Source organism: Roseivirga sp. E12, from assembly GCF_017592825.1.
Taxonomy (GTDB): domain Bacteria; phylum Bacteroidota; class Bacteroidia; order Cytophagales; family Cyclobacteriaceae; genus Roseivirga.
Genome location: NZ_JAGFMD010000006.1, coordinates 255,919 through 269,296 on the forward strand (window position 1 = coordinate 255,919; position 13,378 = coordinate 269,296).

General features: G+C 38.2%; 10 protein-coding genes. All 10 read right to left on the reverse strand.

Translation table 11 applies throughout. The features are described from left to right. Positions 1 to 8 precede the first annotated feature (8 nt). The gene (locus tag J4E76_RS21050) at positions 9 to 1,220 is read right to left on the reverse strand and encodes a glycosyltransferase family 4 protein (RefSeq protein WP_208505476.1); all 1,212 of its coding nucleotides are present in this window, start codon (positions 1,218 to 1,220) and stop codon (positions 9 to 11) included. Next, the gene (wecB, locus tag J4E76_RS14830) at positions 1,220 to 2,305 is read right to left on the reverse strand and encodes a non-hydrolyzing UDP-N-acetylglucosamine 2-epimerase (protein ID WP_208505479.1); all 1,086 of its coding nucleotides are present in this window, start codon (positions 2,303 to 2,305) and stop codon (positions 1,220 to 1,222) included. Before wecB ends, J4E76_RS21050 begins: the two co-directional genes overlap by 1 nt. Beyond that, positions 2,295 to 3,902: an alginate lyase family protein gene (locus J4E76_RS14835; protein ID WP_208505481.1), complete on the reverse strand. Its 1,608-nt coding sequence runs from the start codon at positions 3,900 to 3,902 to the stop codon at positions 2,295 to 2,297. The genes wecB and J4E76_RS14835 overlap by 11 nt, the downstream gene beginning before the upstream one ends. Continuing rightward, positions 3,892 to 6,009 (reverse strand): bi-domain-containing oxidoreductase, encoded by a 2,118-nt coding sequence (locus J4E76_RS14840; RefSeq protein ID WP_208505483.1) that lies wholly within the window; start codon positions 6,007 to 6,009, stop codon positions 3,892 to 3,894. Before J4E76_RS14840 ends, J4E76_RS14835 begins: the two co-directional genes overlap by 11 nt. A gap of 17 nt (positions 6,010 to 6,026) precedes the next feature. Next, positions 6,027 to 7,364, reverse strand: a complete 1,338-nt coding sequence (locus J4E76_RS14845) for a phenylacetate--CoA ligase family protein (protein WP_208505485.1) — start codon at positions 7,362 to 7,364, stop codon at positions 6,027 to 6,029. Beyond that, entirely contained in the window at positions 7,345 to 8,454 is a 1,110-nt protein-coding gene (locus tag J4E76_RS14850) for a glycosyltransferase (protein ID WP_208505486.1), read from the reverse strand. Before J4E76_RS14850 ends, J4E76_RS14845 begins: the two co-directional genes overlap by 20 nt. Positions 8,455 to 8,479: 25 nt before the next feature. Continuing rightward, positions 8,480 to 9,283: a hypothetical protein gene (locus tag J4E76_RS14855; RefSeq protein WP_208505488.1), complete on the reverse strand. Its 804-nt coding sequence runs from the start codon at positions 9,281 to 9,283 to the stop codon at positions 8,480 to 8,482. A gap of 66 nt (positions 9,284 to 9,349) precedes the next feature. Next, a complete protein-coding gene (locus J4E76_RS14860) occupies positions 9,350 to 10,051 on the reverse strand; it encodes a hypothetical protein (RefSeq protein ID WP_208505490.1) in 702 nt (233 codons plus the stop codon). Positions 10,052 to 10,820: 769 nt separating this feature from the next. Beyond that, on the reverse strand, positions 10,821 to 11,897 hold the full coding sequence (locus tag J4E76_RS14865) for a glycosyltransferase (protein ID WP_208505491.1): 1,077 nt from the start codon (positions 11,895 to 11,897) through the stop codon (positions 10,821 to 10,823). 109 nt (positions 11,898 to 12,006) lie between these two features. Beyond that, positions 12,007 to 13,326, reverse strand: coding sequence for an oligosaccharide flippase family protein (locus J4E76_RS14870; RefSeq protein ID WP_208505493.1), 1,320 nt, complete (start codon positions 13,324 to 13,326; stop codon positions 12,007 to 12,009). Positions 13,327 to 13,378: the final 52 nt, after the last annotated feature.

Here is a 13,378-nt window from a genome sequence, read left to right on the forward strand (position 1 = left end):
AAACGCCCTTAACTATTCAAACACTCTATCTCACTCAATAGTTGAGCTGCAAGTTTCTTTCTGTCAAAATCTTGAGCCAATCTTTCACACCCTTCTTTTAAGTCAGAATACAGTCTGCCTTTGGGTCTTACCAAGTCTACAGACCTTAAAAACTCTTTCTCATTTTCCGGTTCAAAATAGAGCCCCGCCCCATATGTCTCAACCAATTTTCTTACTTCTCCGTCTACACCAAGAAGAATTGGTGTTTTCATTGCTGCAGTTTCAAAAATTTTTGAAGGAATAACAGTCTTAAATAAATCTGATCTTTTTAGTGGAACCACCATCGCATCTAAAATGCTTATATACTTCCACACTTCCGACTTAACTACTGAGTCTAGAAAAAGAACATTTTTAAGTGCCATAGTTTCTGCCTGATTGATTAGTTCAGGTTTCTTTGCTCCTGAACCAATGAATAGAAACTGGATCTTATTATCAGTTATCTTTGAGGCACAGTTCAGAATAAAATCCAACTTATGCGCCATACCATGTGTGCCGATATAACCAATAATAAACTTATCCGTGAAACCGAGTTCCTCTAATAGTTCCGACTGTACAGGTTGATTTCTGTAAAGACTAAGGTTTGCTCCATTTTTTACCACCTTGATCTTCGAGCCATCTATACCTCTTGAGATCATATTTTCTTTGAAACTATCTGTTACAGGAACTATGAGTCGTGCTGATTTGTAAAGCCTGAGTTCAAGCCATTCAAGGTAGTCAAATACTTTTCCTCCTTCCATAGCCCCGACCGTCTTAATCGACTCTGGCCACATATCTCTTACCTCCATCACCCATGGCTTCCTTTTGAAAAATGCCAACCACCTACCAGCTATTGCAGCAAAAAACTGTGGGGAAGTTGCCATAATGACATCAGTCTTGATCGTAAGACCGGCTAGAAAAGCTGTAATTGAAAAACTAACATAATCCAAAGTTCTCTTAACAAACCCCTCGTTCGAGCTGATGTAGCTCCATACGCGAACAACTTTTATTCCATCTACAACCTCATGACTTACTAACTTATTTTCGTAGCCTTTATAAACCTTCCCTTGAGGAAAATTCGGTGTACAGGTAATTACAGTCACATCCACCCCTGCTTTTACCCACTCTTTACAGTGTTCATAAGTCCTCGTTGCTGGTGCATTAACCTCAGGAGGAAAATTATCGGAAACAAAGAGTAATCTCACTATATCTGTTCTAAAACATCAACAATTCTCGGAGATGTTTTTCCATCCCAAAGTGCTGGAATTTCGCCTTTCCTCCAGTTACCTGATAAGAGTCTTTCCAAAGCTGGAGGAATATTCAATGGATCGGTACCAATTAGCTCATTCGTTCCTATCTCACAGGTTTCGGGTCTTTCTGTGTTATCACGAAGAGTAAGGCAAGGTATTCCCATGACTGTTGTTTCTTCTGTTATTCCTCCGCTATCTGTAATTACGGCCATAGCGTTTTCAACCAAGTAATTGAATTCCAGATAGGACATAGGTTCTGTCAAATGGAGCCTATCATGAAATAAACCTATCCGATCAAAGACCTTCGCAGTACGGGGATGAATAGGAAAAATAATTGACAGATCGCCTGAATGATCCAATATTTTGAACATGAATTCTTTGAGCTTATGCTCTGCATCCACGTTGGCCGGTCTATGCATTGTCATTACCAAATAGCCTTTCGGACTCAAATTCAACTCATTCCATACTTCTGGTTGTTGAAACCTAGATCTATTTTTTAACAATGTATCAATCATTGTATTACCTACGAAGTATATTTTTCCACTGTCAACGCCTGCCTTGAGGAGATTTTCCCTTGCAGTTTCGGAAGTAATAAAGAAATAATCAGTTATGCTATCAGTCACCATTCGGTTTATTTCTTCAGGCATACTCAAATCAAATGAACGAATGCCCGCTTCAACATGCGCAACTCTTATATTGAGTTTTTTTGCTGCTATAGAACATGCCATTGTTGAAGTAACATCGCCAACTACCAAAGTGATCTCACAAGGTTTTTCCATGAGCAGTTGCTCATATCTCACCATAATTTTGGCAGTTTGCTCGGCTTGCGTGCCTGAACCACTTTCCAGATTTACATCAGGGTGAGGTATGTTCAATTGATCAAAAAAGTCGTCCGACATTTTCTTGTCATAGTGCTGACCAGTATGTACAAGTCTAAACTCAATTGAGGAGCCCAGAGACTGCCTTTTTTTTATCTCATGGATAATGGGAGCAACCTTCATAAAATTGGGCCTTGCCCCTGCTATGATATCAATCAGCATATGTAATTAAAATTGAATTCGAACTAAATGCCTTAAGGCTTAACCTTACTGCCGACTCTAATCTATTAAAACCGTTGGCAAACATATATTTTTCTTCCAAAACTTCATTAAAACCTTTGAAGGTCATTTGAATATTATCTAGAAAGACTTGGTTTCCTTGGAGCTTCACATTGGCATCTGGATGAAAATGTAAATTCATTTTAAGTTTACCGTCGCGCCTGCCCTTTGAATGACTCTTTACTTCCATGCCCTGCTCATTGACATGGAAAGATCTGAATATGGTCAACCCTTCATGAACAAACCCTGTATGACTAGCATACACTTCACTTGGCCTATCATACAATAAATCCACTTTTGCACGATTAGCAACTCTAAAGCCACCCCAAACCTGTGATGAATTATCGTTTTCTAAGTATACACAGTTGTGCGAAGAAGTTGATCTCTCAAGTTGTCTTCTTTCATTTTTGTCATATGTTGATATGCCTGTATCTACCAAAATTGGTCTCCCCTCATCCCATAAAAGAAAGTTTAATTCGTCAGCATGAGAGTGTCCAGGTTGATAAGCAGGGGATACTTCCCCTATGTCTATTAGCATACTCAGATTACTGTAGGACAGTTTTCTATAACCAGAGACACCCAGCGGAAGGTGTTGTAGGCTCTCAAGCCCGAGGATTTTCGCGTACTCAAACAGAGCAAAAGCATCAGGCGCAATACCAGGAGCCGAATCCTTTACCATTGGAATTTCACCCTTAACAGTACAGATATTTTTCATCCAAGCGAGCATATGAGATGCCTTCTCCTCCAAAAATTCCAGCAAACCATCACTCTTCCATGAGTTATGCTTTACTAGGTTAATACCATCTAAAAGCCTAAAAAGGATTATCTGATGATACATTGGAGACCTTTCAAAGTGCGCACCATCTTGAAGAACCTGCTCATTCAATTGCTCCCTGAGTAGCTTACTTGCATATTTATAATAGACTTCATTCCGAAAATAAAAGGAACCAAAAAGAAGAGAAAATGCATTTTCAAGAAGGTGATTAGCCAACAAATGATATTCTAGACTGGAAAGCAGAACCTGATACTGCTTATAGAGACACTTATCGATGTCATGATTCCGAATCTTATGATTGGAAAGATATTTCACCCAGTTAATTCCACGAAGGGAAATCGGATACGGTTCAAGACCGCCTTCAAGAGTTTCCCATTTTAGGCAGAAGTCCTGAATTAGTTGAAGGGATTTTTCTTTCTCTAGGTTGGAGCAAAAAAGGAATTCGAAATAATTCAAATTGTAATTCCACAATTTACCTTTTCCTTCATAGTTCCAGTCTACACTTATGCCTTCAAAGGAGTATTCATCATTAAGGAATGTGAAATTGATATTACCTACATTGTCAAAGTTCAGGCCGGAAGAAGCAGGTACAAGAGGGTAATCTAGCAGATCTAAAGATTCGTTTAGTGTTTGATACCCCTTTAGATTAGCTAGAGATTGAGGTTGTTTAAGACGGTTACGAAGTTTATAGAAAACCTGATAGAAAATCTGTACAAACTTCAGATGAATAACTGTTCCAAATGTTAGCTTGAGCTTAGACCACATTCACCCATTGACCCGACTTGAGGCTTTCTATTGCTAAAATTGTTGACTTACTAACATTAATCACTTCATCAAAAGGTATGATAGGGCTTCCTCCATTTTTTGCAAACTCACTTAATTGCTTGAATTGCTCAACATGACCCTTGTCTTGCTTAGTTTTTAGTTTCCCAAAGCCACTAGCTCCATAGCCTTTAGTAATTCTAAAATTGTCACAAATAAAAGTTCTCTCTTGAGAGTAGACCTCAATACGTTCCTTCGAGTAAGACTTGGAGCCATTTGAAAAATAGTTAATCGTACCAATTGCACCACTTTCAAATTTGATCAGAATAGAAGCATTATCAGTGTTTTCTTCAGGGTTTTTGCCCATACTATTCATACAAACAGAAGTAACACGGCTACCAGTAAGATAAACCATAAGGTCTATATAGTGACAAGCCTCACCAATAATACGGCCTCCTCCAACCTTCATATCATGTACCCAAACCTCCGGAGGGATAAAACCAGCATTCATAGTGGCCACTATGTTCATGCTTCCTCCGTTTTCTCCCAAGGCCTTTTTAATCTTGACTATATGAGGGGAAAAACGTCTATTAAAGCCGACCACCACCGAAAGGGATTTTTCTATGGCCTTGGCAGATATAGCTTCAATCTCATCAAGACTTAATGCAAGTGGTTTCTCCACAAAAACATGCTTACCTGCTTCCAAGCTGTCCAAGGTCATACTCGCATGCATATTATGGCGGGTGGTAATGAGTACAAGTTTTACATCCTCATCTTTCAAAATCTCATTGTAATCACTTGTTGCATAATTTGCTTGAAATTTGCTAGCCAAAGTTTTCGCACTCAACCCACCGGAACTTGCTATATACTTAGCATTTACACCATTCTTCTTCAAGGCAGGCAATATCATAGCATTGGTAAAATTACCAGCTCCTATGACGCCAAGTGCTCCTGCGTCTCCATTAGCAGTATTTACTTTAACCTTCCTTAAAGGCTCATTTTTATTGTCATCATAAGATAGAATGGAAGCAATGGAGCGAGACGCACCCATGTCAGCATATATTTTTTGGTAGTCGGGCAATGGAATTTCTTCAGTAATTAGTGGAGTAACATCCAACTTTTTGTTAGCTATGGCTCCCAATACTGTCTCAAAATTTCTCTTCTCCGTCCAGCGAACATATGGCAACGGATAATCATGACCTTTTTGTTCATAATCATCATCATACCTTCCTGGACCATAGGAACAAGACACCTGAAAACTCAGCTCCTTCTCATAGAAATCAGCTCGAGATATATTAAGACCTATTACCCCAACGAGGATGATCCTCCCTCGCTTACGGCACATATTAGCAGCATTGGATATAATATCATTGCTTTTGTTGGAAGCAGTGATAATAACACCATCTGCACCCACATCATTGGTTAAATCTGCTGTAATCTTTACAGGATCTCCTCCTTTAGCAAGGTTTACTGCATGAACACCTTTTTTCTTAGCAAGGCCGACCTTGGTTTGATCAAAATCGAACCCTATAACATCACATCCATTGGCCATCAACAGTTCAGCAGTAATTAATCCAATAAGCCCGAGACCTATTACTACCACTTTTTCTCCCATGGTAGGATTAAATAAACGAATGCTTTGGAGACCAATGGCCCCAATTACAGTGAAGGCAGCCTCACTATCAGATACCTGATCAGGTATATTGGCTACCAAATTCTCAGGAATACAAACATACTCAGCATGATTTCCATTTGACGCTACCCTGTCACCAACTTTAAACTCTTTAACTCCTCTACCAACAGCTACAACCTCACCCACATTACAATAACCCAAAGGCAAAGGTTGATTCAGCTTATTAAAAACCGTCTCCAAAGTGGGCATAAGGCCATCCGTTTTGATTTTATCCAAAACCATTTTCACTTTATCCGGTTGCTGACGTGCCTTAGCTATAAGGTTGGCTTTGCCAAACTCGACCAACATACGCTCAGTTCCGAGCGAAACTAGGCTTTTGGTGGTCTTAATAAGTACCGAACCACTTCTTACGACCGGTGCAGGTACTTCTTCAAGTATGGTTTCCCCTGACTTAAGGTCTTGGATTATTTGCTTCATTTATTTAATGTGATGTTTTATAATTCAGACACGACCGCTTTAAATTTTCCGGTTGTCGTTCTCTTTATCGATGTTCTCTTTTCAATCTTGACTACTATAGTTGGGCTTATCCATTCCGAAACAAGTCTTCTTAAAACTCTTTCATCTTTAAGCGAGAAATCAGGTCTTGGAACTATAGCAAAAACGACCTCTCCCATTTTCCTTTGTATGACCTGACATTCTACAATTTGTTCCATGTTCTTAAACAGATAATCAAACCTGAGAATTTTAGTGCCTTCTGGTGTCATAACATAGTCCTCGGTACGCCCTTCAATCTTATTAATTGTCCTGGATTGCCTACCACAACCACATTTCTTATGTGTCCAAGAAGCTGTATCTCCCACTTCATACCGAATGAATGGCATAGCATAGTTTGCAAAACCGGTAGTGATTATTTCAGACTGCGTATCTTCTAGAATACCAAACTCAAAGTCTTCATGAAATAATTTTAATTCACACTTTGATGCGTTGCCCGCACCCTCGGAGAACCCATATTGATCTACGACCAAACATTTAAAGACCTCTTCGATCGTCTTCTTTTGATTTTCATAAAGGGATTCTGCACCAGTCATAATAATTTCAGGACCATTTGTGATGTTTAGATTCAATGCCTGAATTATCTCTGCCAATCTATAGATAATAGATGGGTAACCCGAAAAGAACTTGAAGCCACCATCATTGATAAAGTCTACAAAATAACTTGCATTCTCCTCTTTGATATGCTGCATATTCACGATGTACTGATTAAAAGGTTGATTGAACCTCCAAAAAGGAGGCCTTTTCTGCTCGATTGGCACAGCCAGTTTACCAGTAAAATTTAAACTCCTATCTCCCGGACGGACTCCAAATCGTTCCCTAAACCTCCACCATACAGCCCATTGGAACTCAATAGAGTCCTTAGAAAGATAGAAGTCGAGGGCCTTACCTGTACTACCACTTGTATGAGAGAGATACTTTTTGCCATAGAATTCACTAGAAACCATTCTTTCCCAGTGCTGTCTTACAGTTTCCTTCGTTAACACTGGAAGTTTTTGTAGGTCTTTCTTTGTTAATATGTCTTGAGGGTGAAGGCCTTTATCCTTGAATAAATCACGATAATAAGGAACACTTTGATAGACATGCTTTATCAAGCCTTGCAATTGTTCATTCTGATAAGCCTCAATCTCACCACTTGAGAACCATTGACTCTCTCTGAGGAACCTGAGTTTCTCCTCAAATAACTTTCCATAACGGATACTTTTCTCTTTGTACCCATATAAGGAGCAAGCAACGTTCTGAGACCAAACCGGAAGATTATTATATATCTGCTGTTTCACTCTTTTTCTCTTTACTTGAAAAATTTTTATCTGATTCAAACAGTGAGCTCACGATCTCTGCCAATACCGGTCCGTTATTCTCTATCTCTGTCTCCAAGGACCTGGATTTTACCAACTCATAATTCTCGTAAATTTCTATAATCTTGCTTTGAAGATCCTCTATGCTTGCATTTTTAAATAGAATACATCCATCTGGTCTTTTTACAACATCACTAGCAAGACATGGAATTCTACAGTAGAGCCCCTCCCTAAGTGCATTGGAATCACCATCCGTAATACTTGGTCTAACATACAAATGGCCTACCTTATAGAAATCAATCAAGTTATCGACATCTTCAAGGATCATGATGAAATCCTCGAGTTTATTTTTGACTACAAATCTTTTGAACCCTTCGATATCATCAGTGTCATCCTGTTCATAAAGACAAAACACTAACCTTAAACTTGTGAATCCCTCTTTTCTCAGGTTGATAACAGCTTCTAATAGCAACCATGTTCCATAGATATCCCTTTGGCTTCTTTCGAAAACTCGACCACTGAATATGATACTGAACTTATCCTCTAGAAAATGTGATATATCATCATCTAAATCTTGCTCATTGTTGTGAAGTATTGGAAATATGAATCCTGGAACTTTATACACGTCATCAAAACTTTTAACCTCTGTGGCAATAGCCACTATCTCTTCGTTCACTCCAATAAATTTGGTGCAATACCTAAGCGCAAATTTCGACAAAAGCCTAGCAAAGCCACCCACTTCCATTGCTTTCTCTAAACTTTCACCTCCAACCCTTATAATGACTCTTTTACCAGCAACAAAAGCCAACATGGCTGCCAAGAATCTTACAAAATAATTACTTGTAATCACATAGTGAACTCGAATTTTTCGGTTGAATAAGACCTTAAGATACCATGAAGCAAAAGAGGACACGTTCACAACTGTCGGATCAGGATGTATATTGCCTCTAAAATTATGTTTTACACAATCGATGCCTTTGGCAGCTAGATATACCTCCAATCTTGAAATATGGACTGACATACCACCAAGTGGAGGTGGTGGACTTCCCCAGATATAAAGACGATTATTCAAGATTGTTCTTTTATAATTAAACTCCTCAATCTATCAAATCAACAATTTCAACACCACCATTTAAAGATTCATGTGCAATCAAACTCTTACCTTTTTTTATAAAAGTACTCACCTTTTCCATTGCAGCATCATTTCTGCTAAATACTATGAGAGCACCATCCTCAACATAGTTCTTGATCTGTTGAATTGCTGACTTGATGAGGTCATCGCTGAAATAGGCACGATTGAGAATATTCGATACCTTGACTACGTTTGGAGTAGATTTATCCCAGAAATCAAAAATATTATGTTCAGAAAAACTGATTTTGTCATTTGACCTTGAAAGTTTTTCCAACCTCGGATCGATTAGTAAAATCTCTTCCTTTGTCAAATTGCGTGAATTGATGCTTTCAAATGTCTTTCTAATTCTACTGGTTATGAAACTAGAAGAATCCATAGGGTCATTATAAACAACAAAGTATTTGCTCGCCTTCAAAATAGGCTTGTTGAACGAATCGAAGAAAATTAACCAGTTTTCATGACGTGTCATCCAAACTTTAAGGTTCAAGTCGGTCACATAGTAGCGGTCAAGGCAATCGCCAAGAAGTTCGATAAGATCCAAAGAAGTAACCCCATTTGAAGCACCTAAATCAAGTATGTCTGCTCGCTTGCTTGTATCCTTCAGGTATTGCTTGACAAAGTTGTTTGCCTCACTATGCCGGCCAGCAGAAGTCGTTTTAAAAGTATCTCCAAACTTTAAGGTTGATATAGCAGTAGAGTGATCAGCTATAAACTCCTCAGTACCCTCAAAAAATACCTCTAGGCTAGTAGGGTCCTCGGACATGGGCATGATGAATTTCAGCCACTTAGGGAAAAAAGAATTGTTGAGTTTAACAGGAGCCTTCATTTCAATGAACTAGGTAAATGCCTTTAGCAAAATGTAAAGAGAAACCAGCCCCAAAAAAGCTACTATTGCCAGTAAAGGGAATGATTTTCTGAGGTTTTTATGTGATAAGTAATTATGAATACCGTGAACCAAAACAAAGGGATAGAAATAAACTAAATGACGAGGATCTCTACTCGTAAAAGAGACAAGAATTAATGAAATTATAACCGTCACAAACAGAGCTTTAAGTAAGGGAGAAGAATTCTGACCTTTCTTCTTAATTGAAGGTGAAAATAAGGCCAAGATATTCAGTCCATTAAGGTAGTACCACACCAAAGAACCTATGCTGAAAAAGAGACTATCTAATCTCATTTGGACCAATACAGGAGGAGGCAATGGAGAAAAAAGCAACATAATTGGTCTCATAACCAGAAACACTGGGTTATTACTAGAATAAAAAATATTACCTAAACTGCTGGCTGATGAGTTTTTGCTGGCCTGTTCCATATAAAACTCTGAAGTTCTACTAAGAATCTCCACATACTGCATACCTCCAGCACTCAAAAAAACCATAAACCCCAAAAAAACGCCCAAAAGAAGCAGACCTTTTTGTTTGTTCCCTTTAAGAGTAAAATAAAAATATGTTGTCAAAAAAATAACAAAAAGGCCACCATGTGCTACCCGAAAAAAAAATACCGATACCAAAATTAGTGGGACGAGTATAAATTTCAAGTATGTTCTTTTCCATTGAATTACAGCAATCAGGAAAAGAAACAAAAGCATAATCCAGGATTCTCTAAGTAGGGTGACGCTGTGAAATATTATAATCGGGAAGAGTGTTACAAGAAAAAAGTAATTTGGTTTGACTTTAGGGTACAACTGTTTAAACAATCTGAATATTAACCCAGCACTCAGCGTGGCAATAAACACATTGAACATAACTAGGTGATATACATGCCCACCTTCAAACCCAAGAAGGTTTAGTAGTTTCACATAAAGAGCGAGAAAGTAAATGTAGGACTTAAATTCGATAGCCCAGAAAAAAAACTTATTGCTGAATTGTATATCAAAATTGAAATTTGCTGCTGCAAATTCATTTGCGAAAAGCCAGAAAACCTCATCATCTCCTCCACCTATAAAGGGCTTCTCATTAATATGAATATAGTACCCATAGTAAAGAAGCCCGAGAATAGTATAAACTGAGAAATGAAGAATGCTTCTCCCCTTACTCACATCTGCAGGAACAATCATTGATAGGCTAGCAAAGAGAATATAAGTGAAAAGTAGCGAGAGGTCTGAGATGGTAATAGACCAAATCCCAACGTACAGCCCTATTACCAAAAAGGAAATAACCCCCAATGGCATAACTGTTAATCGCTTGTTCAAAAGGCTAGTCTCTTTCACTTATTTTTTCTATAACTCACGCACGTAGTCTTACTTCCAAAATTTAGCTGTTTTAAAGAATCGATAGCTAGGTCAATTTCATCAAGCATACTTGCCTTTATTTACTTGAATCTCTAACAAGCTGAAGATATGCACCAGTAAACCTTTCGTGAGTATAGTTCTCTGCAACAGTATTGTATGCTGATAATGTCATATTCTGATATTCCTTCTCAGACAAGTTATCCATATTCTGTATGCATCTCACCAAATCATCTACGTTAGATGGGTCAAATAAAAAACCATTTTTACCGTTCATTACAACTCTACCATGGTCAAAAATATCGCTAGCCAAAACCGGCAATCCTTGGGCTAGGGCTTCAAACACTGCGTTTGGCGAACCTTCTCCGAATGAACCATGATAAAGGAAATAGGCCCTATTCAAAAAAGAGGACACGTCTTCTGTTCTTCCCACCCAAGTCCAAAATTCTCGTGCAGCACTTGATTCCCACAACTCATTACATTCATTATAGAAGCCAATATGTTCCGTATAGTCTCCAAGCCAAAGGACTCTATATGGAATTTTTACAATCTTATTTACCCTCTCCAAAGCAGCAAAAAGCAGCATGGGATTTTTTAGCTTGGACACTCTTCCTACGGATACAATGATTCTGCTATTTTCAAAGTTCTTCTTTTTAGAAAGCATTTCTGAATGAACGCCATTTGGGATACAGATTGCATTTTTATGTCCCAACCGATTTAAGATATCCGTCTGTCTCCAAGAATTGGCTGCCACAAAAGAGGCTCTCCAGTACAGCCTTCGAGTAATCTGCCTATGAAATTTGGGCACGCATTCTTCATAGGTGCGTTCTGAAAGAATTACTTTCATTTTTGGAAACACCAAAGCCGCCAAAAGAGTATACAAACTTGGATTGAAAAGAAAGACTATTGCATGTGTAGGCCTCTCTTTTCTAATAATAAGGCCTAACTTAAGGAGCTTTTTAAGACTATTTTGACTATGCACGGTTCTAACACTTTCCAAGTTGTAATTCTTCAGTGTTTCTTGATAAACATTGAGTTTATGTAAAGAGATTAACTTAATATCAATCCCTCTATTGGCAAAACCAGAGGCCAGATTGATCATTTGTCTCTGTGCACCTCCAGAACCCAGGCTGTCAATTATCAAAAATACTTTCATCTTTCTATGGTATTACCGAATTGGCAAGGGTATTATAGTCTGGCAATTGCAATCAATAAAAGCGCCTTCGTCTTTATTTTCTATTGAAACAATTCGTTTTGCTAAGCATCTAAACAGGGTTGATAAGGATTAGGTATAGTGAAGCCCCGGTCAGCAATGTGAATATCATTGCCATCAACCTGAATGAATATCCGAATTTATACATGTTCTCAGATATCCAGGTTCTTATAAGAGCTGTGACCACAGCAGCAATTAAAGTTCCAACAATCACTCCATTAATTCCAAAATCCACAATTAGAAAATAGGAGATGATGACATTAATCAATATAGAAGCTCCGGTGATCATTGGAATCCATATGGTACGTTTCATAATTGTAAATCCAAAACCACTCAACGACATACCTCCTATTACCAGATTTGCGCCAATCATTACTGTTAATTGAAGGGACAAATGCTCATAATCTTCTGCAAATAACTGAAGGATCAAAGGTGAAAAAAAGAATGCCAAACAAATAAAAGGGATTATAAGAAGGTTAAAATAGTCGTATACCTTCTTAATTAGTCTACGACCATCCGGACTGGTATAATTTTTAAACATGATAGGCAAAAATCCCTTACCAAAGAGGTTCACACCAAAAAGTACCAGTTGAGAGATTCTACTTATGACAGCATATTCCCCAAGTGCCTGCAATCCAATAAAGCTTACAATCAACCACCTATCTGATGACTTGAGAAAATAGTTCATTAAATAAGAAGGTACAAAAGGAAATGAGTGAAGCAAGTAAGCCTTAAATGCTTTCAAAGCTCCAGGTTCAAACCTTGTCACCAAAATGTTTCTAACCAAGACCAGATTAATCGCCAAGGCCAGGACGCTACCCAAGAGGAGACCAGTGATCAAAAGAAAGACAGTTGAATCTAACCAGAAAATTAGAGCCAACCCTGCCAGAGTGCCAGATACAGAACCAACAAAATTAGCCATGGCGGCTTTTTTTGCCTCTTCATTCCATCTCAAAAAATTGAAAATCAAGCGCGATAGACTAATAAAGACAGTATAAAATACGACTAAGAGTAACGTATTCTGGCTGAACCAATCAAAAGTATTATTCAATAATATCGCAATACCACCAACAACTGTTCCCAAAAGTGCTACGAAACACATGCTTAGTGTAAACATGCTTCTGAGATCACGGGACTTATTGTTTTTATCAGCAACCAAAACTGCAAATCCCGAATCTAAACCAAAACCTATTGTAATTTCGATTATCGCGGATGACAATAGAAGCAGATCATATTGTCCAAATTCCTCTACTGTCAACAATGAAGTAATAACAGGAAGAGCAAATACTCTTATTAACTTAACACCCGTGTCACCAAAGAGGTAATAGGTGGAGTCTTTAAGACCTTTAAGAACGAGTTTCCTTAAGCCCAACAGCTCAGTTTTTCAAAAATTCCAGAAACCGTAAGTAGATAATCAATAATGG

What these genes read in the sequence shown, in the direction of transcription:
- J4E76_RS14835 (WP_208505481.1), bottom strand. Translation starts at nt 3,902, where the DNA reads ATGTGGTCTAAGCTCAAGCTAACATTTGGAACAGTTATTCATCTGAAG.
- wecB (WP_208505479.1), bottom strand. Translation starts at nt 2,305, where the DNA reads ATGCTGATTGATATCATAGCAGGGGCAAGGCCCAATTTTATGAAGGTT.
- J4E76_RS14840 (WP_208505483.1), bottom strand. Translation starts at nt 6,009, where the DNA reads ATGAAGCAAATAATCCAAGACCTTAAGTCAGGGGAAACCATACTTGAA.
- J4E76_RS14855 (WP_208505488.1), bottom strand. Translation starts at nt 9,283, where the DNA reads ATGCCCATGTCCGAGGACCCTACTAGCCTAGAGGTATTTTTTGAGGGT.
- J4E76_RS14865 (WP_208505491.1), bottom strand. Translation starts at nt 11,897, where the DNA reads ATGAAAGTATTTTTGATAATTGACAGCCTGGGTTCTGGAGGTGCACAG.